22 protein-coding genes and 2 pseudogenes are annotated in these 26,639 nt (G+C 73.5%); 12 read left to right on the plus strand and 12 right to left on the minus strand.

The genetic code is table 11. The features are described 5' to 3' along the window. Nucleotides 1-86 precede the first annotated feature (86 nt). The 5 genes and pseudogenes from ACODT5_RS20210 to ACODT5_RS20230 all read left to right on the plus strand — a co-directional run. Nucleotides 87-2,036: an RNA ligase family protein gene (locus ACODT5_RS20210; RefSeq protein ID WP_422520716.1), complete on the plus strand. Its 1,950-nt coding sequence runs from the start codon at nt 87-89 to the stop codon at nt 2,034-2,036. Beyond that, nucleotides 2,036-4,984 carry a poly(A) polymerase gene (locus ACODT5_RS20215; RefSeq protein ID WP_422520717.1) on the plus strand — a complete coding sequence of 983 codons (2,949 nt, stop codon included), beginning with the start codon at nt 2,036-2,038 and terminating at the stop codon, nt 4,982-4,984. Before ACODT5_RS20210 ends, ACODT5_RS20215 begins: the two co-directional genes overlap by 1 nt. 325 nt (nt 4,985-5,309) lie before the next feature. Beyond that, nucleotides 5,310-7,499 carry a discoidin domain-containing protein gene (locus tag ACODT5_RS20220; RefSeq protein ID WP_422520718.1) on the plus strand — a complete coding sequence of 730 codons (2,190 nt, stop codon included), beginning with the start codon at nt 5,310-5,312 and terminating at the stop codon, nt 7,497-7,499. A 123-nt stretch (nt 7,500-7,622) separates the two neighbouring features. After that, nucleotides 7,623-8,696, plus strand: a complete 1,074-nt coding sequence (locus tag ACODT5_RS20225; RefSeq protein WP_422520719.1) for a DUF1996 domain-containing protein — start codon at nt 7,623-7,625, stop codon at nt 8,694-8,696. 163 nt (nt 8,697-8,859) lie between these two features. After that, nucleotides 8,860-10,258: pseudogene (locus tag ACODT5_RS20230) on the plus strand (discoidin domain-containing protein); the annotation flags it as partial. A gap of 110 nt (nt 10,259-10,368) precedes the next feature. Here ACODT5_RS20230 and ACODT5_RS20235 read toward each other — a convergent pair. Both ACODT5_RS20235 and ACODT5_RS20240 read right to left on the minus strand, forming a co-directional pair. Beyond that, on the minus strand, nt 10,369-11,310 hold the full coding sequence (locus ACODT5_RS20235; RefSeq protein WP_422520720.1) for an NADP-dependent oxidoreductase: 942 nt from the start codon (nt 11,308-11,310) through the stop codon (nt 10,369-10,371). 122 nt (nt 11,311-11,432) lie between these two features. Next, nucleotides 11,433-11,877 (minus strand): annotated as a pseudogene (locus ACODT5_RS20240) (family 1 glycosylhydrolase); the annotation flags it as partial. A 382-nt stretch (nt 11,878-12,259) separates the two neighbouring features. Between ACODT5_RS20240 and ACODT5_RS20245 the strand changes: the two are divergent. Then, a complete protein-coding gene (locus tag ACODT5_RS20245) occupies nt 12,260-13,573 on the plus strand; it encodes an ROK family transcriptional regulator (RefSeq protein ID WP_422520721.1) in 1,314 nt (437 codons plus the stop codon). A gap of 73 nt (nt 13,574-13,646) precedes the next feature. After that, complete coding sequence (locus ACODT5_RS20250; RefSeq protein ID WP_422520722.1) at nt 13,647-14,162, plus strand: putative immunity protein; 516 nt, start codon at nt 13,647-13,649, stop codon at nt 14,160-14,162. A gap of 75 nt (nt 14,163-14,237) precedes the next feature. On the opposite strand, the gene ACODT5_RS20255 is transcribed toward ACODT5_RS20250, so the two are convergent. The 6 genes from ACODT5_RS20255 to ACODT5_RS20280 form a co-directional block, all read right to left on the minus strand. Then, a complete protein-coding gene (locus tag ACODT5_RS20255) occupies nt 14,238-14,756 on the minus strand; it encodes a proline dehydrogenase (RefSeq protein WP_422520723.1) in 519 nt (172 codons plus the stop codon). Between the two features lie 129 nt (nt 14,757-14,885). After that, entirely contained in the window at nt 14,886-15,956 is a 1,071-nt protein-coding gene (locus ACODT5_RS20260) for a LacI family DNA-binding transcriptional regulator (protein WP_422520724.1), read from the minus strand. A gap of 34 nt (nt 15,957-15,990) precedes the next feature. Then, complete coding sequence (locus ACODT5_RS20265) at nt 15,991-16,275, minus strand: fibronectin type III-like domain-contianing protein (protein ID WP_422520725.1); 285 nt, start codon at nt 16,273-16,275, stop codon at nt 15,991-15,993. A 175-nt stretch (nt 16,276-16,450) separates the two neighbouring features. Continuing rightward, nucleotides 16,451-16,903 (minus strand): glycoside hydrolase family 3 protein, encoded by a 453-nt coding sequence (locus ACODT5_RS20270; protein ID WP_422520726.1) that lies wholly within the window; start codon nt 16,901-16,903, stop codon nt 16,451-16,453. 228 nt (nt 16,904-17,131) lie between these two features. Beyond that, a complete protein-coding gene (locus tag ACODT5_RS20275; protein ID WP_422520727.1) occupies nt 17,132-17,356 on the minus strand; it encodes a DUF6193 family natural product biosynthesis protein in 225 nt (74 codons plus the stop codon). 667 nt (nt 17,357-18,023) lie between these two features. Next, entirely contained in the window at nt 18,024-18,224 is a 201-nt protein-coding gene (locus tag ACODT5_RS20280; RefSeq protein ID WP_422520728.1) for a hypothetical protein, read from the minus strand. A gap of 757 nt (nt 18,225-18,981) precedes the next feature. On the opposite strand from ACODT5_RS20280, the gene ACODT5_RS20285 reads away from it, so the two are divergent. Beyond that, a complete protein-coding gene (locus tag ACODT5_RS20285; RefSeq protein WP_422520729.1) occupies nt 18,982-19,725 on the plus strand; it encodes an SDR family NAD(P)-dependent oxidoreductase in 744 nt (247 codons plus the stop codon). Between the two features lie 54 nt (nt 19,726-19,779). On the opposite strand, the gene ACODT5_RS20290 is transcribed toward ACODT5_RS20285, so the two are convergent. From ACODT5_RS20290 to ACODT5_RS20300, 3 genes are all read right to left on the minus strand, one after another. Then, nucleotides 19,780-20,325, minus strand: a complete 546-nt coding sequence (locus tag ACODT5_RS20290; RefSeq protein ID WP_422520730.1) for a DEAD/DEAH box helicase family protein — start codon at nt 20,323-20,325, stop codon at nt 19,780-19,782. Between the two features lie 28 nt (nt 20,326-20,353). Next, entirely contained in the window at nt 20,354-21,118 is a 765-nt protein-coding gene (locus ACODT5_RS20295; RefSeq protein ID WP_422520731.1) for a peptidoglycan-binding domain-containing protein, read from the minus strand. Between the two features lie 475 nt (nt 21,119-21,593). Further along, on the minus strand, nt 21,594-22,790 hold the full coding sequence (locus tag ACODT5_RS20300) for an MFS transporter (RefSeq protein WP_422524976.1): 1,197 nt from the start codon (nt 22,788-22,790) through the stop codon (nt 21,594-21,596). Between the two features lie 805 nt (nt 22,791-23,595). On the opposite strand from ACODT5_RS20300, the gene ACODT5_RS20305 reads away from it, so the two are divergent. The 3 genes from ACODT5_RS20305 (at nt 23,596) to ACODT5_RS20315 (ending at nt 25,671) form a co-directional block, all read left to right on the plus strand. Continuing rightward, nucleotides 23,596-24,099, plus strand: coding sequence for a hypothetical protein (locus tag ACODT5_RS20305; RefSeq protein ID WP_422520732.1), 504 nt, complete (start codon nt 23,596-23,598; stop codon nt 24,097-24,099). A 159-nt stretch (nt 24,100-24,258) separates the two neighbouring features. Then, on the plus strand, nt 24,259-25,095 hold the full coding sequence (locus ACODT5_RS20310) for a MerR family transcriptional regulator (protein WP_422520733.1): 837 nt from the start codon (nt 24,259-24,261) through the stop codon (nt 25,093-25,095). Nucleotides 25,096-25,125: 30 nt separating this feature from the next. Further along, nucleotides 25,126-25,671, plus strand: a complete 546-nt coding sequence (locus tag ACODT5_RS20315; protein WP_422520734.1) for a P-loop NTPase family protein — start codon at nt 25,126-25,128, stop codon at nt 25,669-25,671. On the opposite strand, the gene ACODT5_RS20320 is transcribed toward ACODT5_RS20315, so the two are convergent. Next, nucleotides 25,638-25,991 carry a hypothetical protein gene (locus ACODT5_RS20320; RefSeq protein ID WP_422520735.1) on the minus strand — a complete coding sequence of 118 codons (354 nt, stop codon included), beginning with the start codon at nt 25,989-25,991 and terminating at the stop codon, nt 25,638-25,640. The two genes, ACODT5_RS20315 and ACODT5_RS20320, sit on opposite strands and share 34 nt — an antisense overlap. Nucleotides 25,992-26,117: 126 nt before the next feature. Between ACODT5_RS20320 and ACODT5_RS20325 the strand changes: the two genes are divergently transcribed. After that, complete coding sequence (locus ACODT5_RS20325) at nt 26,118-26,588, plus strand: hypothetical protein (protein ID WP_422520736.1); 471 nt, start codon at nt 26,118-26,120, stop codon at nt 26,586-26,588. Nucleotides 26,589-26,639 lie beyond the last annotated feature (51 nt).

The raw sequence follows: 26,639 nt of genomic DNA on the forward strand, positions 1-26,639 counted from the left end.
TCGGGTACTGGGATATTCGCTGTTCCGGGCCCGTTCCGCCTCCCTAGAGTGACCGTGCACCAGCCTCGGCCCGCAGGGAGCGGATCATGCGCACGCACTACCCCCGGACCTCGCACCTGCCCTGGTCTCCGGGTGCGACGTCCGACGACGTGCGGACCACCGGGCCCGGCATGCTGGCCGGCTTCGCCGGGCGCGAGGTCGTGGTCACCGAGAAGCTCGACGGCGAGAACACCACCCTGTACACCGACGGCCTGCACGCGCGGTCGCTCGACTCGGGCCACCATCCGTCGCGGGCCTGGGTGAAGGGCCTCCAGAGCCGTATCGGCCCCGGAATTCCCGCCGGTTGGCGGGTGTGCGGGGAGAACGTCTACGCCCGGCACTCCCTCGCGTACGAGGAGCTCGACGCGTGGTTCTACGGGTTCTCGGTATGGGACGGCGACCACTGCCTGGACTGGGACCGGACCGCGCTCTTCCTGCGCGGACTCGGGGTCCCCGGACCCCGAGTCCTGTGGCGCGGCGTCTTCGACGAGCGGGCGCTGCGCCGCCTGCGGCTCGACACGACGCGGCAGGAGGGGTACGTCGTCCGCACGACGGCCGGCTTCGAGCGCGCCGACTTCGGTCGCCACGTGGCCAAATGGGTGCGGGGCGGGCACGTGCAGACGGACACGCACTGGATGTACGCCCAGGTGGTGGCGAACGGGCTCGGTCCGGCGGCCGCCCTCTGGGACGTCCGGTCGGGCGCGGATCCGGACACGGCCGGGCTGCTCCGCGCGGTGGGGGCGGCGGACCCGGCCGTCGGAGCGGCAGGGGTGGAGGGCGTCGAGGGCGTCGAAGAACTGGTCGCCGAAGTGGCGGACCGGATCGACGGGTTGAGCGTGCGCAGGTCCGGCGAGGACCGGCTGGCCGGAGTCCTGGCGGCGGCCCTGCACGGCGTCCCGCGAGCCGCTCTCGCGGCCCGGCTGGCGGCGGGGCCGCTCGGGACGGCCACCGCACGGCGGGTCGCGGACCTGGTCGGCCTCTACCCGGCTCTGCGCAGGCCCTTCCCCTACCCGGACACGGAACGGCGGGCGGGGCTCGTACGAATGGCGGAGGCGGCCGATCTGGGAGTGCTGCACGCGCTGGCGGGGGCGGTCTCCGGCCGCGGCGGTCCTGTCGGTTCGCCCGGGTCCGGTCAGGGCGGAGCAGGTGACGGGGACGGCGAGTGCGTGGAGTGGTCCGCACTGCACGCCGAGGAGGCGGGGCTGCTCGGGCCCGCGCCGCTGGAGCCGCTGCGGGCCGGGCTTCGAGACGCCCTTGCCGCAGCCGGCATAGGCGACGGCGGTAGCGGGGGCGGCGACGCCGCCGACCGGTGCTGGGCCGAAGCGCGCCTCGCCTACGGCCAGGGCAAACTGACCGGCGCCGAGGAGGCGGTCGCGGCGACCTGGCGGTGGCGCGACGGCGCCTCCTTCCCCCGGCTGGTGCAGCTCTGCGGCCCTTCGGGCAGCGGGAAGAGCACGTACGCCCGGAACCTGCCCGGGGTGGAGAGCTACATCAGCCTCGACGACCTGCGCGGCGCCAGGGGTTCCCGGGCGGACCAGCGGGACAACGCGGACGTGCTCCGCGAGGGCCTCGACCGGCTGGACTCCGCACTCGCCGCGGCCGCGCGCCGAGGGGGCACGGTGGTGTGGGACGCCACCTCCCTCACGGCCCAGCAGCGCGGACTGGCCGGCTCGGTCGCCCGTCGGCGCGACGCGCTCGTCACCCACGCCGTGCTGCTGGTCGAGGAGGCGGAGCTGATGCGCCGCAACTCCACGCGTGCGCACGCGGTTCCGGAGCAGGTACTGGCAGCGCAGCTGCGCCGGTTCGCTCCGCCGTATCCGCGTGAGGCACACCGCACGTGGTACATCGGGGCGGGCGGCACCGTCGAGGACACGGCGGGGACGATCGGCGCGCCGGCCGGTACGGCGGCCCTCACGACGTCTCGTACGGCGACCCTCAGGACGTCTCGCACGGCGACCCTCAGGACGTCTCGTACGGCGACCCGCGGGGAGGGCTGATGCGTACCAGCGAGGAGCTCTACCACCAGGTCCGCTGGGACCCCCGCTTCGATCCCGCCCGGTTCACGCTGGGACTGCTGCAGCGCGGAGCCGAGCCGAAGCGGATCCCGCTGCCCTCCTTCGTACCCGGGGGCGACATTCCCTGGCACCGGGTGCTGTTCGTGGAAGCCGACGGCGAGCTGGTGTGGGACCGGGCGACGGGCGTCGACACCATCGACGGCACCGCGGCCGGGCGGGTCCGTGACCCGAGGCTGCTGCGGGCGCCGTTCTTCACCGCACGCACCCCCTACGCCTGGGACGCGTCCGGAGACGGCGCGTGGCGGGCGGCTTCGCCCGGGGGCGGCACTGGCACCTCCAAGCCCTCGCGCGTACGCCTGTTGACCTGGAACACGCTCTGGGACCGGTACGACGCCCCGCGCATCGCCACCGCACGGCGCAGGCCGTTGCTGCTCGCCGACCTCGCGGCGGCCGACGCCGATGTGATCGCCCTCCAGGAGGTGGAGCGCGAACTGCTCGGCATGCTGCTCGCCGAGCCGTGGGTCCGCGCCGGGTACGCGGTCGCCGCGGATCCGCGCGGCCGGGACGTGGCGGAGAGCGGGCTGCTGGTGCTGAGCCGTCTTCCGGTGCGGGAGGCGGGCGTTCACGTACTGGGTCCGCACAAGGCGGTCGTCGCCGTGACCGTGGACACGGCGGGCGGGCCGCTGGTGGTCGCGGCCACACATCTGACGAGTGATCACACGGAGCGGGGCGAGGACCGCCGCGCGGCCGAACTGGCAAGGCTTTCTGAGGGGTTGTCGGGCATCGAGTCGGCCGATGTCGCCCTGCTCGGCGATTTCAACGACGACCGGTCGGGAGCCGACGGCCCGGCGGCGGCGCTGCGTCTGCGGGACGCGTGGACCGAGGTGCACGGGGCCGGGGACGGGACCCCCACCTTCGATCCGGTCGCCAACCCGCTCGCTGCGGTGGGGTCCTTGTCGGGCCGGGCCGGTCGCCTGGACCGGATCCTGTTGCGGTCGGCGGGAGTTCGCGTGGCGGATGCCGCCCTGCGCGGGGACTCCCCGGCAGCAGCCGACGGGCTGTTCATCTCGGACCACTACGGGGTCGAGGCCACCCTGGACCTCGACCCGTCCTCCGGCGGAGGCGCGGCGGGCGAACGAGCCGGGTACGCGGTGCTCGACGTCCCTGCCACCGCGCGGACGGCGGTGGCGTGGCTGGCTCCGCGGGACGAGGCGGTGGAGGCCGTCCGCCGGGCGCACGACCCGCAGGCGGAGCGCTGGCCCGCACACGTGAACCTGCTCTTCGGCTTCGTGCCGGAGTCCTCCTTCGAGGAGGCGCTGCCCCTGCTGGCCGGGGCGGCCGCGCAATCGGCCGCGTTCACGGCCCGGCTGGAGGGCGTGTACACCTTCGGCCCGACCCTGTGGCTGGACCCGGCGGCAGCCGGCGACGCGCCGTGGCAGGAGCTCCGGCGGACGCTGGCGGCCCGGTTCCCGGGATGCCGGGGCCGGGCCGAAGGGTTTACACCCCACCTGACGCTGGGCCGCAGCCCCGATCCCCGGCGTGCGGAACGGGAGTTCGCGGCACGCCTCGGCGGTGGCCGGTCGGCGCGCGTGGGCTCGCTCGCCGTCCTCTCCCGCCGCGGCGACGGCCCGATGGAGGTCCGGGCAACGGTGGAACTCGGCACCGGCAGGGTCGACTGGGCACCTGAGCCCACACACCCCCGGCCGGCCCGACCGGGCGAAGCGGAGCCGGCGGGGGCCGGGGGCGCGAGCTGCGCCGATGCCTGGGCCGACACCGACCCCACGGCCGGTACCGGCGCCGACGCCGACCCCACGGCCCGCGCCGAGGCCCTCGCCGGGCGGATCTCGGCGGCTCTCCCGGAGGGGGTCGTGCACGTGGTCGGCTCGCGTCGGATGGGGTGTGCGCTGCCGGACGCGGATCTGGACCTGGCCGTCGCCCTGCCCGGCGACGTCGCCCTGGCGGAGGTACGGGCGCGGGTGGCCTCGGCCCTCCCCGAGGCGGAGCGGCTCCGTGAGGTGACGGGTGCGCGGGCGCCGGGCCTGCGGCTGCGCGCCGGCGGGCTGGACGTGGACCTGGTGGTGGTCGCCACCGGTGCGGTGCCGCCGGACCGGGCGGTCGCCAGGCGGGCGGAGCTCGGCGAGGCCGCGGCGGTGGCGCTGAGTGCGGTGAGCGATGCCGATGCGGTACGGGCCTTCGTGGGCCCGGAGCACGCGGCGTTCGCCCGGCTGGCGCGGGAGGTCAAGGCCTGGGCCCGGTCCCGCGGTCTGGACTCGGCGCCCTTCGGCGGCCTCCCGGGACTCGCCTGGTCCGTACTGGCCGCCCATACGGTCCGCTCCGCCCCCGGCCTCTCCCCCGGCCCCCTGCTGCGCACCTTCTTCGCCGCCTGGGCCGCCTGGGACTGGCGTACCCCGGTGAGCCTGGCCCCGGCCACGGAGCCGACCGCCGGCCCGGGCGGCGGGGACGCCGTCACCGTACTGACCCCCTCCGCCCCGGTGCGTAGCTGCACCACCCAAGTCACCTCCGGAATGGCCGACTTGCTGACTCGGGAGCTGTTCGCCGCGTGGGAGTCGCTGGAGGGGAACCCCTCGGCGCAGCTCGCCGCCGCGGCGGCCCCGCACCGTCGGCACGCCGCCTGGGCCGTGGTCACCGTGACGGGCGACCGGCCCCGCGGCTTCGAGGGCAACCTGGGCCGCACGCGCGGCCGGCTGCGGGCCCTGCTCGGCGGCCTGGCGGAGGCGGGTCTCATGGACGCCCACGCCTGGCCCCGGCCCTTCGAGCGGACCCCGGTGCTGGCCCGCTACGCGATCGGTCTGGGCCACACCCCGCCGGACGCGAGCGACTTGGCGGCCCTGGCCGCACCCTGGTCGGCGACGCTGCCCGGCACCGAGGTGACCTGGGCCGACGGCGGCAGCGTTCCCGACCTCTCCTGACGACAAGTAACGAACGCACGGCAGCACCGGGCCGCCCATCGGGCCCCACTCTCCGAATGCGACGAAGCCTCTCGGCCTGAGCTCCGCCTCCCCGTAGCGGGCACGGCGAGACGGAGCGGTCAGAGCCTCAGTAGAGTCCTGTGAAGGTTTTTCGTCAATACTTTTCACAAGGATTGAAGAAACCCCAAGTTCACAGGCCTGATGCGTGTTTGACACGTCGTTGGATCTTCAGTTCATGAACGTTCAAACCCTTGACGGCCCCGGCGCCGGGCAGTTCACTCACGCTTCGATCCCCCCGGATCCACAACGTCAGGAGTAGCCCCGCATGCCCCTCCTCTCCGCTCACCCGCCCCACCCATCGCGTCGCCCCTCGCGACCGTCCCGGCTGACCGTCGCCTCCCTGGCGGCCGCCCTGGTCGCGGCCCTCCTCGTGCTCCTGCCGGGCACCGCGGCGACCGCCGCGCCCACGCTCCTCTCCCAGGGCAAGGCCGCCACGGCCTCCTCCGTCGAGGGCGCCGGCACCCCCGCCTCGGCGGCCGTCGACGGCAACAACGGCACCCGCTGGTCGAGCCAGTTCGCCGATCCGCAGTGGATACAGGTCGACCTCGGCGCCAGCGCCCAGCTGAGCCAGGTCGTCCTGCGCTGGGAGACCGCCGCCGCGAAGGCGTACCGCGTCGAGCTGTCCACGGACGGCACGAACTGGTCCACGGCCTACTCCACGGCCAACTCCACCGGCGGCGTCCAGACCCACGACATCACCGGAAACGCCCGCTACGTCCGCGTGTACGGCACGCAGCGCACCACCGGATACGGCTACTCGCTCTGGGAGTTCCAGGTCTACGGAACCACCGGTGGCACCGGCCCGACCCTCCCCGGTGGCGGTGACCTCGGCCCCAACGTGATCGTCTTCGACCCGTCCACGCCGAACATCCAGGCCAAGCTGGACGAGGTCTTCGCCCAGCAGGAGTCGGCGCAGTTCGGCTCCGGGCGCTACCAGTTCCTCTTCAAGCCGGGTACCTACAACGGCCTCAACGCCCAGATCGGCTTCTACACCTCGATCTCCGGCCTCGGGCTGAACCCGGACGACACCACCATCAACGGCGACGTGACCGTGGACGCGGGCTGGTTCGGCGGCAACGCCACCCAGAACTTCTGGCGTTCGGCCGAGAACCTGGCCATCAACCCGGTCAGCGGAACCAACCGCTGGGCCGTCTCGCAGGCCGCCCCGTTCCGCCGGATGCACATCAAGGGCGGTCTCAACCTCGCCCCGAACGGCTACGGCTGGGCCTCGGGCGGCTACATCGCCGACTCGAAGATCGACGGCCAGGTCGGCAACTACTCGCAGCAGCAGTGGTACACCCGTGACAGCTCCATCGGCGGCTGGTCCAACGGCGTCTGGAACCAGGTCTTCTCCGGCACCCAGGGCGCTCCCGCGCAGAGCTTCCCGGAGCCCCGCTACACCACACTCGACACCACCCCGGTCTCCCGCGAGAAGCCGTTCCTGTACCTGGACGGCTCCGAGTACAAGGTGTTCGTCCCGGCCAAGCGCGTGAACGCGCGCGGCACTTCCTGGGGCAACGGGACTCCGCAGGGCTCCTCGATCCCGCTGAGCCAGTTCTACGTGGTCAAGCCCGGCACGAGCGCCGCGACGATGAACCAGGCGCTGACCCAGGGCCTGCACCTGCTCTTCACCCCGGGCGTCTACCACGTCGACCAGACCATCCAGGTCAACCGTGCGGACACCGTCGTGCTCGGCCTCGGCCTCGCCACCGTCATCCCGGACAACGGGGTGACGGCGATGAAGGTCGCCGACGTCGACGGCGTGAAGCTCGCCGGATTCCTGATCGACGCGGGCCAGGTCAACTCCCCCATCCTGCTGGAGGTCGGCCCGGCCGGCACCACCACGGACCACGCGGCGAACCCGACCACGGTCCAGGACGTCTTCATCCGCGTCGGCGGCGCCGGGGCCGGCAAGGCCACGGTCGGCATGGTGGTCAACAACCACGACACGATCGTCGACCACACCTGGATCTGGCGCGCCGACCACGGCGACGGGGTGGGCTGGGAGACCAACCGGTCCGACTACGGGTTCCGCGTCAACGGTGACGACGTGCTGGCCACCGGCCTGTTCGTCGAGCACTTCAACAAGTACGACGTGGAGTGGAACGGCGAGCGCGGCCGCACGATCTTCTTCCAGAACGAGAAGGCGTACGACGCCCCCAACCAGGCCGCGATCCAGAACGGTTCGATCAAGGGGTACGCCGCCTACAAGGTCGCCGACTCGGTCAACACGCACGAGGGCTGGGGCCTGGGCAGCTACTGCTACTACAACGTCGACCCGACGCTCCGTCAGGACCACGGCTTCCAGGTCCCGGTGAAGCCGGGCGTGAAGTTCCACGACATCCTCGTGGTCTCGCTCGGCGGCAACGGCCAGTACGAGCACGTCATCAACAACACGGGCGCGCCCACCTCGGGCACCTCGACCATTCCCTCCACCGTGGTCTCCTTCCCCTGATCACCCCCTGATCCTCGGTTCGCGGGGCGGCTGCCGGCCGCCCCGCGTTTTCCAGGCCACTCGAGAGAGCGCTCTCCCAACCCGGGCCCCTCTCCCGCCCCCTCCCTCAGAAGGAGCTGAACGATGAATCTCCGACCGCGGACCCTGTCCGCATTCCTGGTCTCGGCGGCCATCGCCGTGACCGCGGCCGCCGGTCTCGGCGCCACGGCGCTCACCGCACAGGCGACGCCCGACGCCGGCACCGTCCACACGAACATGAACCACGCCGCCGTGGCCCCGCTCGCCGGCGGCGACGACCCCGACGGTGACGGCTACATCCCGGCCGTTCCGCAGGTCACGGGCGTGACCCCGTCGTGGAACAACCCGCCGGACCGCTACTTCCACGAGTTCCAGGCCAACTGCTCGGTCACCAAGACCGCACCGGACGACCCGATCGTCTACGCGGGCCGCCCCGGTGCCTCCCACGACCACACCTTCATGGGCAACACCGGCACGAACGCCAACAGCACCACCGCCTCGCTCAGCGCCGGAAGCACGGCCTGCACGGCGGTCGGCGACCTCTCCGGCTACTGGATGCCGACGCTCTTCAACGGCAGCCAGAAGGTCCTGCCCACCGGCCCCCAGGTCATCTACTACAAGACCGGGGTCACCGACTACACGAGCGTGCGTCCCTTCCCCAAGGGTCTGCGGTTCCTCGTCGGCAGCCCGACCCAGACCGCGGCGGAGTTCCGCGGACACAAGGGCTGGGTCGAGGGCTGGGAGTGCGGCGACAGCTTCAAGAACACCGAGTTCCCGGCCAACTGCCCCGCCGGCACTCAGCTCAACATCCGCATGCAGTCGCCCAGTTGCTGGGACGGCAAGAACCTCGACGTCCCGGACCACAAGGCGCACATGGCCTACCCGGTCACCAAGCCCGGCAACAACGACAACGTCTGCCCGGCCTCCCACCCGGTCGCGGTCCCGCTGGTCGAGTTCAAGATGGCCTTCCCGGTCAGCGGGGACATGTCGCAGGTCAGGCTGTCCAGCGGGTCCGGCCACTCCTTCCACTACGACTTCTTCAACGCGTGGGACGAGCGCACGCTGAAGGCCATGCTCGACCAGTGCATCAAGGGCGGCCTGCAGTGCAACAACCGCGGCTTCGACCAGTACCACCCGGAGGCCGGCACCGTGCTCGGCCCCGACGGCCGCCTCCCGTAACCGCTCCCCCTCCCCCCCTCCCAAGGAGGTTCCCGCATGCTCACCCGCATGCGCAGCACCATGGCGACCGCCGCCCTGCTCGCGGGCGCCGTCACCCTCGTCCCCGCCGGCCCGGCCCAGGCCGCCGGCAGCGTGGTCAAGGTGACCGGCTCCCAGGGCAACTGGCGGCGGACCGGGCAGCGGCGGCTGCACGAACTACGTCACGGACACGACGTACAAGAACAACATGCCGGCCGAGTTCACCAAGTGGGTGCAGACCTACCGCGACAACCCGGCCGTCCTGATGTGGAACGTCGGCAACGAGTCCGTGCTCGGCCTGCAGAACTGCTACTCCGGCACCGAGCTGGAGAACCAGCGCAACGCGTACACGACGTATCTGAACGACGTGGCGAAGGCCATCCACCGCATCGACGCCAACCACCCGGTCACCTCCACCGACGCATGGGTGGGCGCCTGGACGTACTACAAGCGCAACTCTCCGGACCTGGACCTCTACGCCGTCAACGCCTACAAGGAGGCCTGCGGGGTCAAGCAGGCCTGGCAGCAGGGTGGTTACACCAAGCCCTACATCATCACGGAGACCGGTCCGGCGGGCGAGTGGGAGGTGCCGAACGACGCGAACGGCGTCCCGCTGGAGCCCGGCGACCAGGCCAAGGCCGACGGCTACACCAACGCCTGGAACTGCGTCACCGGTCACGGGGGCGTGGCCCTGGGCGCCACGGTGTTCCACTACGGCACCGAGTACGACTTCGGCGGGCACTGGTTCAACCTGACCCCGGCCGGGGAGCGCCGCAAGATGTACTACGCGGTCAAGCGCGCCTACGGGGGCAACACGGCGGGCGACAACCTCCCGCCGACCGTGTCCGTCCCCTCCGTCCCCGACCCGGGCGCCGTCCCGGCCGGCAAGGAGATCACCATCCAGGCCCCGGCGACCGACGCCGAGGGCGACCAGCTCGCGTACGAGGTGCTCTGGGGCAGCAAGTACGTGGACGGGGGCGGCGGCCTGATCTCGGTGCCGTCGACCCACCTGGGCAACGGCACGCTCAAGGCCACGGCCCCCCCCGAAGACCGGTGCGTGGAAGCTCTACGTCAAGGCCAAGGACGGCCGCGGCAACGTGGGCGTCGAGCAGCGCTCGGTGAAGGTGGTCCCGCCGCCGGTGTCGGGCACGAACGTGGCGCTGAACCGGCCCACGACCGCCTCGACCTTCCAGAGCGACGGCTACGGCGGTTGCCCCTGCGGTCCTCAACTGGCCACGGACGGCAACAACACCACGCGCTGGGCGACGACTTGGTTCGACGCCCAGTGGCTCCAGGTGGACTTGGGGTCGGTGAAGCAGCTGGGGCAGGCCCAGCTGGTGTGGGAGACCGCTTACGGCAAGGCGTACACCATCAAGGTGTCGGACGACGGCCAGAACTGGCGGACGGCTTACGCCACTTCCAACGGTGACGGCGGAATCGACGACTTCGACATCTCCGCGTCGGGCCGGTACGTACGGCTCGAACTGACCCAACGGGGCACGGGCTACGGCTACTCGCTGTTCCACTTCGGCGTCTACGCCTGATCCCTGGCCCGACGCCCCGCACGGTCCGCACGGTCCGCACACTCCGCGCGCCGCCCGAACCTGACCCGGGCGGCGCGCGGTTCTGCGTTCTTCGCGAGCCTCCGCCGGGCTCAGACCTCCAGGACGATCTTCCCGGCGGTGTGTCCTTCGCGGCTGAGCTCGAAGGCGGCGGACAGTTCCGCGAGCGGGAAGGTCTCGGCGACGGTGACGGTGAGCTGTCCGGCGTCGGCCAGCCGGCCCAGCTCGGCGAGGTCGGCGCCGACGGGCCGTACCCACATCCACTGGCCGCCCGAGCCGAGCACGGTGTGGTCGGCGATGGAGGCGTGCCGGCCTCCCTCGGCCAGTACGGCCAGGGTGGTGTCGAGGACTCCCCCGACGAAGTCGGCGACGACGGTGACCCCGTCGGGCGCCAGCGCGCGGACCCGGTCGGCGAGGCCGTCGCCGTACTCGACGGGTTCGCAGCCCAGCTCGCGCAACCGGTCGTGGTTGCGCGCGGAGGCGGTGCCGATGACGCGGGCCCCGAGCGCCCGGGCGATCTGCACGCCGAGGGAGCCGACGCCGCCCGCGGCTCCGTGCACGAGGACGGTGTCCTCCTTGCCGGTGTCCAGGCGCGTGAGCAGCTGGTACGCGGTGAGGCCGGCCAGTGGCAGCCCCGCGGCCTGCTGCCAGGTCAGGGAGGCGGGCTTGGGCGCGAGGGCCCGTACGGGCACGGTCACGAACTCGGCGAAGGTGCCGCCGTGGACGTAGTCCTTGCGGGCGTAGGCGATGACCTCGTCGCCCACCGTGAACTCGGGGGTGTCGATGCCCACGTACTCGACCGTCCCGGCCACGTCCCAGCCGGGGACGACGGGGTACACGACGTCCATCAGGCCGTCGAGCCCGCCCGCCATGATCTTCCAGTCGACGGGGTTGACGGAGGCGCACCTGACCCGCACGAGGACCTCGCCCGGGCCGACTTTGGGCACCTGGATCCGGGTCTCGGAGAGCACCTCCACTCCGCCGTACGTGTCGTACGTCATCGCCCGCATCGTGCCCTCTTGGTCCTCGGACATACCTCTCGCCTCTCCGTGAGCCGGTCGCGTGCCCCCCGGCCCCCATCCCACCACGAAGAGCCGCGCCCGCCCCGGGAGGAGGGGCGGGCGCGGCGCGGCGGAGCGGTTCCGGGGGGAAGGAGGGCGCGGTGGGCGGCGATCACGTCCGAGTAGCGGTGTCCGCTGGTCTTCGCGGTGCGCTGCTGGGTCTCGTAGTCCACGTGGACCAGTCCGAACCGCTTGTCGTAGCCGTAGGCCCGTCAGGTACGCGGCGCGCTCGGGGTCGTGGACTCTGCCGTCGGGGGCGACGGTGTCGGGGTAGGAGGAGCCGTTCTCGGCGATGAGGATGCGCCGGGCCCGGTACTCCTCGGTCAGCCGCATGATGAGCGCTTCCAGGCCGTCCGCGTCGACCTCCCGGTCCATCCCGGTGCGCGGGTAGACCTCCCGCATGTCGGCGGGGAAGCCCCGGCCGTGCACCGGGTCGAGCCACCAGTGGTTGGCGTGGCCGTCCATCCGGCGGGTGGCCGGGCGGTCGGAGTCGGTGGCGGTGAGGTCGGTCGCGCCCGGGGCCATCTTGCCTGCGAGGTACAGCGGGACGACGGCCGGGTCCTTGCCCTTGGCGCCCGCCGATCCTGTGGCGGACTCCACGAACCGGTCCTTGCCGCCGATCGCCTCGAAGTTGTTGGAGCCCTCCGCGTCCGCGGATCCGCCCCCACAGGCGGTGGCGGCTGCGAGCATGGAGACGGTGACGGCGGCGGCTCGGGTTCTGCGCATGACGGCTCGGTCCCTTTCGACAGGGTTAGGACTCAAGGCCGGGTCGGCGGTGCGAGTACCAGGCCCCAACCGGGTACTCGGCGGCTCCGGTGCCTCCGGGCTTTAATTTAGGACGTGAATTAAGCCGCGCGAAAGGGTCGCGTCAAGGGGTCGCGCAAGGGTATGTTGCGATCGATGTCAGGACGAAAGGAGCCACATGACCACGGGGCGCAGTGGACGTACGGTGCGGGACCTGCGAAGGGGCAACCGCAGCACCGTGCTGCAGCAGTTGTACTTCGGCGGGCCCATGAGCCGGCAGGAACTGGGCCCCGCGACCGGGCTGAGCTCGGGATCCGTCAGCAACGTGGTCGGTGAACTCGTCGCGGACGGACTGCTGGAGGAGGCCGGCATCGTCGACTCCGACGGCGGCCGCCCGCGTACGCTGCTGCGCGTCGCGCCCGGCAGCGCGCACATGATCGGCATCGACGTGGGCGAAACCCGGGTCAGGGTCGAGCTGTTCGACCTCACCCTCACCGAACTCGCCCGCACCGAACTCCCCTTGCAGCCGCGCGGCTGCTACGACGTCGGCCCGATCGTCGACCACGTACGGACCGGGATCGCCACCGTCCTGGAGCGGGCGGGGGTGGGGACGGACCGGCTCCTGGGCGTCGGCATCGGCGTACCCGGCATCGTCGACCGCGACGCGCCCGGCGGAACCGTGGTCCACGGGCAGACCATCGGCTGGGACGCGGTCCCCCTGGAGGCGCTGCTGCGCGCCACGGGAGCCGTACCGCCCGAGGTCCCGTACATCATCGACAACGGGGCGCGCACGCTCGGCCAGGCCGAGATGTGGTTCGGCGCGGGGCGCGGGGCCCGGGACGCGGTGGTCGTGCTCTTCGGCTCCGGCGTCGGGGCGAGCCTGATCACCGACGGCTCCCCGGACGGCGCCACCACCGGGGGCGCACCCCTGGAGTGCGGCCACCTGACGGTGCAGGTCCGCGGGCGGCGCTGCCGCTGCGGGGCGCTGGGCTGCCTGGAGGCCTACACGGGAGCGGAATCCCTCCTGGCCCGCTGGGCGGAGCGGGGCGGCGGCGGGGACGCGCTCGCCGGGGACGAGGAGGACGCACTGGCCGCGCTGCTGGCGGCGGCCGGCGGCGGGGACCCGATCGCACTCGACGTGCTCGACGAGACCGCGGAGTACCTGGGCGCGGGCCTGTCGGACGTCATCAACCTCTTCCAGCCGGAGCGGATCCTGATCGGCGGCTGGGCCGGCCTGATGCTGGGCCCGCACATCCTCCCGGCGGTACGGGAACACGCGACGCGCTACTCGCTGCGCCACCCGGCGGCGCGGGTCACCATCGACATGGGCTCCCTGGGCCCGGACGCGGTCACGGTGGGCGCTGCCACCCTCCCTCTGGCGGCCTTCTTCGCCACGGGCGGCCGCCGCACCCCGCCGGAGCCCACGACGGAGGCACCGGGCTGGCAGACGTCCCTGCAGACGCGCGGGGGCTCGGCCGCGCGGCGCGGGTAGGGTGCGGGTGCAGGTCCGGATGCGAGTGCAGGGTGCAGGTGCAGGTGCAGGTGCCATCGAAGGAGTGCCGTCCATGATCCTCCCCAAGATCCGGGACCCCCGCTTCGTGACGATCCGCCGGGGCGGGACCCTCACCGATCCGGACCATCACCTCCTCGCCCTGTGGGCGGCAACCTGCGCGGAGCACGTCCTCGGCCTGTTCGAGGCTGCCCGGCCCGAGGACCCGCGACCGCGCCAGGCGATCGAGCACGCCCGCGCGTGGGTGCGCGGCGAGGTCACGATGACCGCATCACGCGCGGCGGGCGGCCACGCCATGGGCGCGGCCAGGGACCTGCGCGGGGCAGCACGGCACGCCGCGTACGCCGCCGGCCAGGCCGGGGCCGTCGCCCACGTCGCCGCGCACGAACTCGGTGCGGCCGCCTACGCGATCAAGGCGGCACGCGCTGCTGCGCCGCCGGCCGATGCCGAGGCCGCGGGGCGGCGGGAATGCCAGTGGCAGCGCGAGCAGCTCCCGGAGGCGATCCGCGAACTCGTGCTCGACGACCAGCGGTTGCGCAACGACATCTGCTGGCAGGCCTTCGACTGCTGACCTCGCCGCTCACGGTCTCGAGCCGAACCGCGCCTCGGCCAACGGATCGGATGGCCGGGGCCGGGAATCCCCGGGTCAGCCGGTCTTGTCGATGACGCCGCGGGCCGCGAGGCGGAAGTCCTTGACTGCCTGGTAGAGGGTTCGCTCCCGTTCGGCGGCGAGGGCGGTGTCCTCGACCTTGCGGGTGGTGTCTCCCGCGCGGGCGTTCTCCGCCATCCGTCGCATGACGCCTGAGAGATCGCTGGAGGCCTTGGCGACGCGATCCGCGATCTCCGCGAGGGGTGACGGCCCTTCGAGGATGACGACTTCGCCGGCGCGGTGGACCTCGCGGGCCAGGGCGACGAAGCGGCCTATCTTCTCGTCGACATCGGGGAGGTCGGGCTGAACGGGGCGCAACGCGTCGAGGACGGCGTCCATGGCGATGTCACGGTCGTGGAGAGCGCTGAGGTAGCCGGCGTATGCCTCGCGACGGTGCTCTCGGCTCCATTGGGCGTGCTGTGACCGCGCCTGGGCGCGGCCGTTGACGATTGCGGCCCCGAGGGTGGTGGCGGAACCGACGGCGGCGCCCAGCAGTGCGGCAAGTCCTGAGTCCATGAGCCCCAGTCTGCCGAACTCTTCGTACATCCCGCGCCCCAGTGGCGGGCCACGGGATCAGCCGAGAGTGCGGCCCGGACTGCGCCGCATCCCGATGCCCCGCCCCCCTGTCTCCGGCAACGACCGCGCTCACGCCGAGTCGCGGACCACCAGCTCCGGGTCGAAGAGCACTTCCACCGGGTCGGGCGCCGCAGTGCCGGACACCCGGTCGAGGAGGAGGCGGACCATCTCGGCCGCCATGTCCTCCACGGGCTGGCGGACCGTCGTCAGGCGGGGCCTGGCCGCCACCGCCGCGCCGGAGTCGTCGAAGCCGACCACCGCCACGTCTTCCGGGATCCGGCGGCCGTGTTCGCGCAGCACCAGGCAGGCCCCTTGGGCCATCAGGTCGTTCGCCGCGAACACCCCGTCCAGGTCTGGACGTTCGGCCAGGAGCGCTCGCATCGCCTGCTCGCCGCCGTCCAGCGTGAAGTCGGCCTCGGCCACCCGTACCGCCGTTCCGGCCAGCGCCTCCCGGAAGCCCGCCACCCGGTCCCGGCTCGCCGGGACCTCCGCCGGGCCGCCGATCGCGACGAGCCGCCTGCAGCCCCGGGCCAGGAGGTGCCGCGCGGCCAGCGCCCCGCCCTCGCGGTGGCGCAGGTCGACCCAGTCCAGCGGGATCCCGGGCGCGGGGCGGGCGAAGAGCACCGCGGGCAGTCCGGCGCCCGCGAGCAGGCCGGGCAGCGGGTCACGGCCGTCCGTCGTGACGAGCAGGGCTCCGTCACCACCGCCCTGAGTGAGGTACGCGAGCACCTGCGCGCGATCCGCCTCCCCGTCGGCGAACAGCAGCACCGGATGCACACCGCACGGGCGCAGGGCCCGTACGACCCCGCTCACCACCCGCCCGAAGAAGGGGTCCTGGAAGACCCGGCCGGTGTCCGCCCCCGCGCCCGAGACCACCAGCGCCACCGCGCCCGAGCGCCGGGTCACCAGCGAGCGGGCCGCGCGGTTCGGCACGTACCCGGTCGCGGCGACGGCCCGCTGGACCGCCTGCTGGATGGCGGGGTCCACATTGCGGACCCCGTTCACCACGCGGGACACCGTGGCACGGGACACCCCGGCGGCGCGGGCCACGTCCTCCAGGGTCGGGGCCGTACCGGTGCCGGCGGCCGTACCCGTGCCAGTGCCGGTGGCCGTACCGGTGGCCGTGCTCGCTGCGTCCATGGCGGCACTGTAGCCGCCCGCGCTCACGGCCCACTCAGACCTCGATCGCTCCCCGGAGCGGCAGGTCGCCCGCGCCGCGGCCGGCCAGGACGGCGAACCGCCCCGGCTCGGCCGTCCAGCCCCCGGCCTGCGGGGACCAGTGCTGCAGGGCCCGCGCGGGGATCCGTACGTACGCCGGCACCCGCTCCCCCGGCTCCGCCTCCACCGCCGCCCAGCCCGCGAGCCGGCGCACCGGGCGTTCGAGCGCCGAGTCCGGCCGGGACAGGCGGAGTTGGACGACCTCGCGGCCGCGCCGGGTGCCGGTGTCGTGGAGGATCACGGGGACCTCGTAGCCCCCGCCCGGGGTCGGTTCCGGGGTGACGAGACGCTCGAACTCCCAGCTGGTGTAGCCGAGTCCGCGCCGGAACCAGCACGCGGGAGCCGGGCCGCTGGATCCCCTCCGCAGCCAGGTGCAGTGCCCGATGTACAGGCCTTCCCGGTAAGGGAGTTGACCTTCAACGGGCCGCGTGGAGCGTACGGGGGCGTCGGCGAAGGTGGCCGGCCAGGTGGTGGGGAGCCGCCCGCCCGGGCTCGGCGCGGCCGAGGAGGACGTCGGCGAGTGCGTGCCCGCCCTCCTGGCCGGGGAACCAGGTGAGGAGGACGGCTCCAACGGCGTCGCGCCAGGGCAGTTCGACGGGGCCGCCGGAGTTGACGACGGCGACGGTACGGCGATTCGCGCGGGCGATCGCCGCGACCAACTCATCCTGGGGAGCGGGCAGTCGGAGCGACATGCGGTAGAAGCCCTCGGACTCGGCGCCTTCGGTGGCGCCGACGACCACGACGGCCACGTCCGCCGCCCGGGCGGCGGCCACGACGGCGGCGAGCGCCTCGGCGGGGCCGGGCAGGGGCGGGGCGGGGCGGGGCGGCGGTGGAGCCTGGGCCCCGGAGCGGCCCTGGGCTGCCGACACCGAGGCCGGGGCCAGAGCCGAGGACGGAGTTGGGGCCGGAGTTGGGGCCGACACCGAGGTTGAGGCACGGTCCGGGGCCAGGCCGTGGTCATGCGTATCGGCGGGGCCAGGTCCTGGGCCAGGCCGTGGTCATGCGTATCGGCCGGGGCCAGGTCCGGGGCCGCGCCCTGGGCCTGGCCGGAGCCAGGGCCAGGACCGGAGCCTGGGCAAGAGCTCCTCTGCGTCGCCTCACCTCGCCGGCCCGAGCCCCTCCGGCAGGGCGGCCACCAAGAGGGCTACGGCTTCCTCCGGCGTCTCGGTCCGTGCGACCAGCTCACCCTCGTCCCGCACCCCGTAAAGCCCCTCGTCGTAGGGGCGGATGGCGTACCCGACCCGAGACTTCCAGAACTCCTCGACACTGGTGGAGAACCAGAGGTTGAAGTGGCTGTTGACCGGCATCAGCCGGCGCAGCACCGGCTCGGCGGTGCCGGTCGTACGGCGGCATGTGGATACGGTCGAGCTTGGCCCACCACGTCAACTCGACGACACCGAACGGCTCCCGCTCGTGGTCGAGCGCCCAGGGCCTGAACCGGATGAACGGGGCGCGCGCCCGGCTCTCCTCGAGCCCCGCACCGGCCGTCCACGCCGCCGTCGCCCTGACAACCTCGGTCAGGTCCGCGGTCCACCCACAGGCCAGGCGCGTGCCGTTGTCCTGAAGGTTCACCTGGAAGGTCCGCCGCCCCTCGTCGGGCGGGAACACCATTACGCGCCGACCGCTCCCCGCGTCGGCGTACGCCGCAAGGCGACGCCACTCCCCGTCCGACTCGGGCAGGGCGAGCCCGAGCCCATCGGCCGTACGTCTCAACGCAGCCCGAAGGGCCCCATCATCGTCCCGGCCACCCTCGCCATGCCCCGCCCCGAAGCTCATCACCCCAGCCTGCCCCGAATCACACCCCACCTCGCGGCCACCTGTTTCCGATCATCGAATCGATGGCCTGGTCGTCCCGTTGACCGATGCGCGGTGGGCGCGGATAGCCGTTGTTGCCAGACCTTCCTCATCGAGCTGGACGGTCTCGGCCTTCCGCCCGGATGAAGCCCGGCGGCATCCCCACGGTGGGACGTCTCCGACCGGCACGGCGACTCATGGATTGCGGGCAGGGTGGACATGGACCGGATATGCGGCCTGGAAAGCCAGGCGGGTGTCCGCGCCTTCCGCGATCCGGGCGAGTAGTGAGTCGAGTTCGAGGTAGACCTCCCAGCGCTCGGCGCCGGGCCCTGACACCCGTACCAGGTGGTCGATGAGCAGGTCCTCCAGGCCACTGACCCGCTTGCCCTTCCACACCTTGTCCGCGGTGGTGACCAGCCTCCTCGACGCTCGCTCCGGTCTCCGCCCAGGAACCGTGGGTGGCGGCGAAGCGGGCCCGTTCCGGGGCGAACCCGTACGCGAGGAGCAACTCGCGACCGGCCGGCTCGTGCGCGGAGCCGGGACCGTCCAGTTCGACGGTGTGCACCACCTTGCCTATGTCATGGGTGGCCGCGCCGAAGAGCACGGCCTCTCGGTCGAATGCCAACTCCGGGCGGAACTCGGCGAACCAGTCGGTGAGTTCGTGCGCCACGTCGTGTACGAGCCGCAGATGCGCCGCGAGCCGGGGCGGCGCGGCCAACTCGCGCAGCAGCGCGGCCACGGTCTCCGGGAGAGGACGCAACGGCGGCTCGGCGGGGGCTTCGAGCGCCCGGGCGAGGAGGTCGGGTCGGGGCATCCGGCCAGACTAGCCCGGGGTGCTGCAAGTCCGAGGCCTGCCGCAGGCCTGCACGCACCCGCCCGCACCACCACCGGGCGCGTACGGCGAGCCGGCCGCGGTCACCTGTTCGGTGAGCGCCTTCGGGCGTGGCCTCGAGCCGAGTAGTGGAACCCTCGCAAGGCCGACACGGTGGTACCGATCCTCGGCATGGGCGTCATCGGGAAGCGACTCCGGCAGGCACCCCCGCAGCACGCTCCGGAGTTCGTTTCCGCTGGTCCGCGGGATGTCGCGGTGTTAGCCTGCGGCGATCCCAGGTGTGGGCACGACACGGGGTAATGCGTCATGCAGGAGGCTCATATGTCACGTCGTCCGGTCACCATCGTCACCGGAGGCAGTCGCGGTATCGGCGCCGCCACGTGCGTCCGGCTCGCCGCGGACGGGCACGATCTCGCCCTCGGCTACCTCCACGACGACGCGGCCGCCAAGGCCACCGCCGAGCGGGTACGGGAGGCCGGCGCGCGGTGTGTGACCGTGCGCGGTGACACCTCCGAGGAGTGTGGCGTGGAGCGGCTCTTCGACATCGCCGGGGCCGAGCTCGGTGCGGTGACCGGGCTGGTCAACAACGCCGGAGTGACCGGCACTCCGGGCCGACTCGCCGACATCCGGGTCGAGGACCTGCGCCGCGTGCTCGACGTGAACCTCCTCGGGTACCTGCTGTGTTGCCGCCGGGCCGCACGGGACATGGCCGAGTCGGGCGGCGGGGCGATCGTCAACGTCTCCTCCGCGGCAGCCACCCTCGGCAGTCCCGGCCGCTACGTCCACTACGCCGCGACGAAGGCCGCCACCGACACCCTGACCCTGGGGCTCGCCAAGGAGCTGGGCCCCGACGGGATCCGGGTCAACGCCGTGGCCCCCGGCATCATCGACACCGACATGCACGCCGCCATGGGGGACCCCGACCGCCCGGCGCTCGCGGCCGCCGAGATCCCGCTCGGCCGGGCCGGGCAGCCGGCGGAGGTGGCCGCGGCCATCGCCTGGCTGCTGTCCGCGGACGCCGCGTACACGACCGGTACGGTCCTGCGCGTCGCCGGCGGGCGCTGACCGGACGCCACCCCGCGTACCGGGGTCCCGGCATCAGCCGATGCCCCAGGGTGTCTAACCGGAGGTGCTGGGCGGCCAGTTGATGGCGTCCAGCACCTCGCGCGCCATGTCGATGACGGAGCGCCCGTCGGTCGCCACCCGCACCGTGCCCGGAGGTGTCCGGTCGTCCAGGATCCGGGCCTTACGGGCACTGCTCCCCAGCTCGGATTCCAACTCCGAGCCCCGTTCGCGGCCGGTCAGCCGCTCGCGCGTGGTGGCGTCGGAGGCGGTGAGCACCACCCGCACGATCCTGAGGTTCGCGCCCATGGCCCGCCGGAACATGCCCTCGTTCTCGGCGAGAACGCTCACCGTGTGCGTGTGGATCAAGCGGCGGTACCCGAGCTCGGCGTAGTTCGACCAGAGCGCCGCGAGGTTGTGCTCGGCGATCTTCCTGCGGCCCGGGTCCCCCTCCGGAGCGGGGTGCGCCTGCCCCATGGAGTCGCCTTCGGTGACACAGTGCGCGACCGACGCGGCCCGCAGACGCGCCGAGACCTCCCATCCCACGGTCGTCTTGCCGACGCCCGCGCGCCCTCCGATGAGCAATGCCTCCGCTTGATCCATTCGATCCGTTCGATCCATGAGGCGTCGGTCAGTCTTCGCCCGCGAGGGCGGCCCGGGTGGCCGGCCCGTAGATGCCCAGGGGGTCGCCCTCGATGCTCCTGTTCTGCTGGAGCTGCATGACACCGCGCCGGGTCTGCTCGTCGTACACCCCGGTGACGGAGACGTACGTGAACCCCTGCGCGTAGAGCTGTTCCTGCAGGGCGCGCACTGCGGCCCCGCGGTCCCCCGGGCTCAGGGTCCGGCCCCCGCCCGGCGTCGGGCGCTTGCCCGTCGGGCCCGACGGCTTCGGGTCCGGGCTCGTACCCGCCGACGGGCCGGCCGTGGGCCGACCGGCGCCGGTCGGAGCCGTCGGGGACGGGGATCCGGACGCGGGCGGGCGTACGGACTCCACGGCCGGGGTGGGTTCCTCGCCCGCACCCGGGCTGCGCGCCGGGAGGACCGGTACGGACAGGTCCGGCGGGGTCACCGCGCGCGGCGGCTCCCGGTCGGGGCCGCGCAGGAGGAACGCGAGGGCCCCCGCCGCCCCGAGTGCGAGCAGGACGAGTCCGAGGAGCGGGAGACGGCTGCCCCGCCGGTCGCCGGCAGGGGCCGCCGCCGGCGGCTCGGCCTGCTGCGCGGGACCGGATTCCCACACCGGTACGCGCGAGGGCCCGGGCACCTCGGCGGGCTGCCCGAAGCGGGTCGGTACGGTGATCCGCCCGGACTCCTCGGGCCATGCGGGCCCGGAGGAGCCGGGCAGCGGGCCCGAGGGGGCCACGTAGGGGCGTACGAGCAAGCGTTCGTCGTCGGGCACGAGCCCACTCTCATCGGGGTGAAGGGACACGGTTGTCTCCCGGCGGGTACGGGGGCCGGCGCGGCGGTGCGGTGTCGGCCTCCGTACCCGGCCGGTCAGATCCTGCGCCGCCGGGCGGACCGGGTGGGTACGGGCATGTGAGGTGTCTCCCGGGTGCGGCTCTTGCGGCGGTGCTGGACGTCCGGACGTAACGGGCGGGGTCGGTCCGGATGGTGGTGTTCGACCGGCGCACTCTTTCTCCAGGAGATGCCCCAGGTCAAGCCGGATGTCCGATCCACCCCATCCGCCACGTCTGGGCATGACCTCTTCCCCGGAGTCGCCCCGTCCGGAACGGCCCCTCTGGCAGGCTGGGAGGTCGGCCGTCCGGATTGCGGACGGCCAACTCCGGGCCCGGAGAGCACCGCTGACCAATCGCTGACCAGTCCCTGACCGATCGCCGATCGATCGCCGATCCGCCGCTGGTCTGTCCCGCCGTCTATCGCCGATCGGCCGGTGAAGCGTCGCGGGCGCTGACGGCGGTGGTGGGCGGCGCGCTCGCGCCCATGACGGCTCGCGTGGCCGACCGGGAGGTCGAGGTGACCCGGACGGTGACGGCCGCCAGGGCCATCAAGGCGGCTCCGGCCAGCGGGGCCGCGGGCACCGAGATGCCGTCGACCGCGAGACCGCCGGACAACGCGCCCGCGGCGATGGCCAGGTTGAACATCGCCACCATCAGCGAGGAGGCGGCCTCCGCGTCGTCCGGGGCCGCCTTGATCATCCAGCTCTGGAGGCTGACCGAGACTCCGCCGTACACGAGCCCCCAGGCCAGCAGCAGCACCGTCCCGGCGACCGCCCCCGGCACCAGGGCGATCGCTGCCAGGATCACCGTGAGGGCGGCGCCGACGGTGAACAGCGTGCGGTACGGGTCGCGCGCGCCCGCCAGGAAGTTGCCCGCCACGCCCGCGACTCCGTACCCGAGGAGGAGGGTGCTCACGTAGGCGGCGTCCACCCCGGACACGTCCTGCAGGATCGGCCGGACGAACGTGTACGCCGCGAACTGCCCCGTCACCACCAGGAAGGTGACGGCCACCCCCGCCCGAACCGCGCGGTTGCCCCGCAGCAGGGCGGGGAGTTGGGCGAAGGTGATGGTCCGGGTCGGCGGCAGCGGCGGGAGCAGCAGGAGCAGCGCGGCCAGGGTGAGGACCCCGAGCCCGCCCACGGCCGCGAAGGCGAAGCGCCAGCCGCCGACTTCGCCGAGCAGGGTGCCGGCGGGGACGCCGAGCACCGAGGCGGTGGGGACTCCGCCGAAGACGAGCGCGGTGGCCCGGCCGACGTGATGCGCGGGGACGAGGCGGACGGCGAGGCCGCCGGCTATGGCCCAGAAGCCGCCTACGCTGACGCCCACGAGCACCCGGGCGGCCAGCAGCACCCCGAAGTCCTGCGCCACGGCGGCGACGAGGTTGGCGACGGCCATCAGGGCGATCAGCACGACCAGCACCCACCGCCGGTCGAGCCGGCCGGCGCCGACGGTGACCAGGGGCGCGCAGAATCCCGCGACCAGCCCCGGCACGGTGACCATGAGCCCGGCGGTGCCGTCGGACACACCGAGATCGGCGCCCACGGCGGTGAGCAGGCCTACGGGCAGCAGCTCGGAGGTGATGAGACAGAAGATCCCGAGCGCCACCGCCCCCACGGCCCCCCATCCCCGCCACCCGCCGACGGCCTGGCCCGGCGGGGCTTCCTTGTTCGGCGGGACGGCCGTGTTCGGAGGGACGGCCTGGCCCGGCGCAACGGCCTTGCCCGGCTCGGTCGCCTCACCCCTCGCGGTGGCGGGCCCGGCGGACGGTCCGGGGACGGAGTCAGCGCCGGAGCCCGGGGCCGGCTCGGGGGCCGGGGTCGACACGAGGTCCGGGGCCGACCCGGGGTCCGGGTGCGACACGGCGTCCGGGGCCGGACCGGGGTCAGCAGGCGACACGGCGTCCGCGTGCGACACGGAGTCCGGGGCCGGCCCGGAACCCGTTACGGGGACGGATGCGTGGCTCGGCGGGTGCTGCGGATCCGGGGAGCGGGGTTGGGGTTCGTTGCCGGGCGCGGGGGCTTCGGTCATGGGGCGGGACTCCGTACGGGCAGGCAGGCGGGCGGGCAGACGTGCAGGCAGACGGGCGGCCCACCGGAGCGTTCCCGCCGGTCGGGCGGGGCCGGTCCGGAGAACCGGCACGGCAACGCGGAGCACCGGGGGTCGCGCCTCCCCCGGCATCCGTACTGCCGTTCCCATCCGAACCTTGTCCGGATTTCCGCGCCAGGTCCACCCCCGTCCACGTGCGCGTTCTCCCGGACCGGTGAACCTCCCGCCGCGGCAGAAACGATCACAGTGGGCCCGCAGGACCGTTCCGGCAGCGCCCGCGGCGCCTTCCCCGCCCCGTTGTCCGCGCCCTCCCCGCCCGAGCGCGGGAGCCGCGCGGGAACCGGCCCGCCCGACCGTGCTGCATGGTGGTCCGATGCAGTTGCGCCGGGCCCTGCCCCTCTCCCTCGTCGCCCTCCTCGCGAGCGCCGGCTGTGTGTCCGTCGGCGGCCCGCAGGTCTCCGACGTGCCCGCGCGTGGCGCCGTACCGCCCGCCGACGCTCCGGATCTCGGCGGGCCGCCCGACGCGTCCACCTCGGCCGGCCCGGCCGGGCTCCCCGCCGAACCCCTGCCCCTCGGCGAACTACCGGCGAGGGCCGACGCCGACCGGGACGGCGCCGACCGGACCGACGCCGACCGGGGCCGCGGACACGAACACTCCCGGCCTGCCGCCAAGGCCCCCCACCCGGTGGCCGAACGGCGCGCGAAGCCCGCCGCGCCGCGCCGCGCGCACCCGCCCAAGACGGTCGCCGCACGGCCGGACCGCCCCGCGCGCAAGGCCGTACCGCCGCTGCCCCGCACGGACGAGTTGTGCGCGGCCGCGGAAGGTTCCCTGCCGCCTTCCATCGTGGACCTCTGCATCCGCCAGGCCGGCCGCTGAGCTGAGCCGGTGAGCCGAGCCCGTGAGCTGTGCCGGTGAGCGGTTGAGCCGCACCAGGGAGCCGAGGCGCCCACCCATGCCGCTGACCTGGCCCGATGGCCACATATCCTGGGCGGGCTTGACTCTCACACCGTGTCAGGGCCTGCACTGGAAGGCGTCATGTTCACCATCGGAGACTTCGCCAAGCACGGCCGGGTGTCGGTCCGCATGCTGCGTCACTACGACGCCCTCGGACTGCTGCACCCGGCCCGTGTCGACCCCGCCAGCGGCTACCGCTACTACGAGGCCGGGCAGCTCGCCCGCCTCAACCGTGTCATCGCGCTCAAGGAGCTCGGCTTCAGCCTGGAACAGGTGGGGTCGATACTCGGCGAGCTGGTGAGCGCGGAGGAGCTGCGCGGCATGCTGCGCCTGCGGCAGGCGGAACTGGAATCGGCCATGGCCGCCGCGGCGGCCCGGCTGACCCAGGTCGAGACGAGGCTCCGGATCATCGAGAACGAGGGAACCATGTCTTCCATCGACATCGTCGTGAAGAGCCTTCCGCCCGTCCGCCTGGCCGAGTTGAGCGGGATCGCGGCCAGCTACGAGGGGCAGGACATCAGCCCGGTCATCGGCCCGCTCTACGACGAGCTGCTCAGCCGTGTCGAGGCCGCCGGCGTCACGCTGACGGCCCCGGGCGTGGCCTACTACGAGGACGCCGGCGACGCGTCGCGGCCCGGTGCCGTCCTGGTCCACGCCGGGGTCGCGGTGGCGGCGAACGTCCGCGCCGAGGACCTCGGAGGCGACGTACGCATCGTCGTGCTGCCAGCCGTCGAGCGGGCGGCGACGGTCGTGCACCGGGGTTCGATGGACTCCGTCCTGCCGACCGCGCAGGCCCTGGCCCAGTGGATCGACGCGAACGGGGAGCGCTCCGCCGGCTACGCCCGCGAGGTGTCCCTGGCCTGCCCGGAGGACCGGAACCAGTGGGTCACCGAACTCCAGGAGCCGCTCGGCGCCTGAGGCCGGACCACCACCGGTTAGGCTCCGCTGATGCAACGCGTCCTCGTGGTCGGCATCAGCGGAGCCGGCAAGTCCACCCTGGCCCGGGAGTTGGGACGGCTGCTCGCGCTGCCGTCCCACGAGATGGACGAGCTGCACTTCTCCGGGCCCGGGTGGGCCGTCAGCCCCTCCTACGTCACGGACCTCGCGCGGATCGCGGAAGGCGACCGGTGGATCCTCGACTCCCACGGGCCGGAGGCCGCGCGCGAGGTGCTGTGGCGGCGGGCCGACACCGTGGTGTGGCTGGACCAGCCGCGCCGTACCGTCATGCGCCGGGTGCTGGTGCGCTCGCTGCGCCGGAGCCTGCTCCGGGAGCGGCTGTTCGGCGGCAACCGCGAGCGGTGGCGGGAATGGCTGCTCGCCGACCACCCCGCCCGGTGGGCCTGGTCCCAGTACGGGGCCCGGCGTGCGGAGATCGGCGCTCTGGCCGGCGACGCACGGTTCGCCCCGCTGCGGGTGGTGCGGCTGCGCTCCTCGAAGGCCGCGGAAGCATGGCTGCGGGCTCAACGACCCGCCGGACGGCCGCCCATCACGTAGGCACGGCCCCGTACGGCGCCCCGTACGGCGCCCCGAACCGTTCCGCGCCGGGCGGTGCGCAGTCGGCGCATCGTGGCGTGCCCGCGGCGGCGCCACTCCGCCCGCGGCAGACCGGCGCGCTGGCCGCCGCCGGTGATCAGGGCGTTGACCGGCGCGTGCGGGTCCGCGGCGAGTCCCTTGGCCACCAGGACCCCGACCACGAGCGGGACCAGGGCCACGGCCAGGGCCGAGCCGGCGGTGGTCACGTGCTGCTGCATGCGCGGGCGGCTCGCGGTGGGCGCGATGGCGGTCACGGTGGCGGTGGCGGTCTCCGAGGTCATGCCCCCATTCGATCAGCGGAGGCCGTCGAGGGAATCGGGCCGGATACTCAGGCCGTTGGGTGTGAGGTACTCAGAAGCGGACCGGATCGCACCAGACGGACCGGACGGGACGAGGGGCAGCCGTACGTGAACACACCCGGGCAGGGCTTCGAACCGGCAAACGGCGACGGCCCCGCGCCCTCCGCAGCGGGACGGGAGGCGGAGCTGCGCACCGCCTACGAAGGCCTGCTGCAGATCCGCCGGCTCGTCAACGGCCCGTCGGGCGCCGGAGTTCCCGCCCCGTGGGAGCTGCGGCTGATGCCGCGTGCGGTGGCCCTCGTACTGGAGGCGGCGGGCTTCCCGCCGTCGGCGCGGGATCCGCAGGAGCCGGACGGGCCGCGCACCCGGACCGGGTACCGGGTGGGCCCCGCCCCGTCCGGGGCGGGCCGCGTCGAGGTGACCTGGCTCGGCCCGCCGGGCGGCGGCGCGGCCGAGGAGGAGCAGGAACGCCTCACGGCCTGCGCGGCCGCGCTCGAACGCCTCGGCTGGGTCTGCCTGCTGTACCGCGGTCCCCGCCGCCGGCGTTTCCTGGAGGTCGAACCGCCGCCCGCGCCCTGAGGCCTCGCCGAAATCCGATGGCCGCGCGGCCCGGCACCGGGGCACACTCGC

The organism is Streptomyces tatrensis (assembly GCF_049310065.1).
Classification (GTDB): Bacteria; Actinomycetota; Actinomycetes; order Streptomycetales; family Streptomycetaceae; genus Streptomyces.

What these genes read in the sequence shown, in the direction of transcription:
- ACODT5_RS20210 (WP_422520716.1), top strand. Translation starts at nt 87, where the DNA reads ATGCGCACGCACTACCCCCGGACCTCGCACCTGCCCTGGTCTCCGGGT.
- ACODT5_RS20215 (WP_422520717.1), top strand. Translation starts at nt 2,036, where the DNA reads ATGCGTACCAGCGAGGAGCTCTACCACCAGGTCCGCTGGGACCCCCGC.
- ACODT5_RS20220 (WP_422520718.1), top strand. Translation starts at nt 5,310, where the DNA reads ATGCCCCTCCTCTCCGCTCACCCGCCCCACCCATCGCGTCGCCCCTCG.
- ACODT5_RS20225 (WP_422520719.1), top strand. Translation starts at nt 7,623, where the DNA reads ATGAATCTCCGACCGCGGACCCTGTCCGCATTCCTGGTCTCGGCGGCC.
- ACODT5_RS20235 (WP_422520720.1), bottom strand. Translation starts at nt 11,310, where the DNA reads ATGTCCGAGGACCAAGAGGGCACGATGCGGGCGATGACGTACGACACG.
- ACODT5_RS20245 (WP_422520721.1), top strand. Translation starts at nt 12,260, where the DNA reads ATGACCACGGGGCGCAGTGGACGTACGGTGCGGGACCTGCGAAGGGGC.
- ACODT5_RS20250 (WP_422520722.1), top strand. Translation starts at nt 13,647, where the DNA reads ATGATCCTCCCCAAGATCCGGGACCCCCGCTTCGTGACGATCCGCCGG.
- ACODT5_RS20255 (WP_422520723.1), bottom strand. Translation starts at nt 14,756, where the DNA reads ATGGACTCAGGACTTGCCGCACTGCTGGGCGCCGCCGTCGGTTCCGCC.
- ACODT5_RS20260 (WP_422520724.1), bottom strand. Translation starts at nt 15,956, where the DNA reads ATGGACGCAGCGAGCACGGCCACCGGTACGGCCACCGGCACTGGCACG.
- ACODT5_RS20285 (WP_422520729.1), top strand. Translation starts at nt 18,982, where the DNA reads ATGTCACGTCGTCCGGTCACCATCGTCACCGGAGGCAGTCGCGGTATC.
- ACODT5_RS20290 (WP_422520730.1), bottom strand. Translation starts at nt 20,325, where the DNA reads ATGGATCAAGCGGAGGCATTGCTCATCGGAGGGCGCGCGGGCGTCGGC.
- ACODT5_RS20305 (WP_422520732.1), top strand. Translation starts at nt 23,596, where the DNA reads ATGCAGTTGCGCCGGGCCCTGCCCCTCTCCCTCGTCGCCCTCCTCGCG.
- ACODT5_RS20310 (WP_422520733.1), top strand. Translation starts at nt 24,259, where the DNA reads ATGTTCACCATCGGAGACTTCGCCAAGCACGGCCGGGTGTCGGTCCGC.
- ACODT5_RS20315 (WP_422520734.1), top strand. Translation starts at nt 25,126, where the DNA reads ATGCAACGCGTCCTCGTGGTCGGCATCAGCGGAGCCGGCAAGTCCACC.
- ACODT5_RS20320 (WP_422520735.1), bottom strand. Translation starts at nt 25,991, where the DNA reads ATGACCTCGGAGACCGCCACCGCCACCGTGACCGCCATCGCGCCCACC.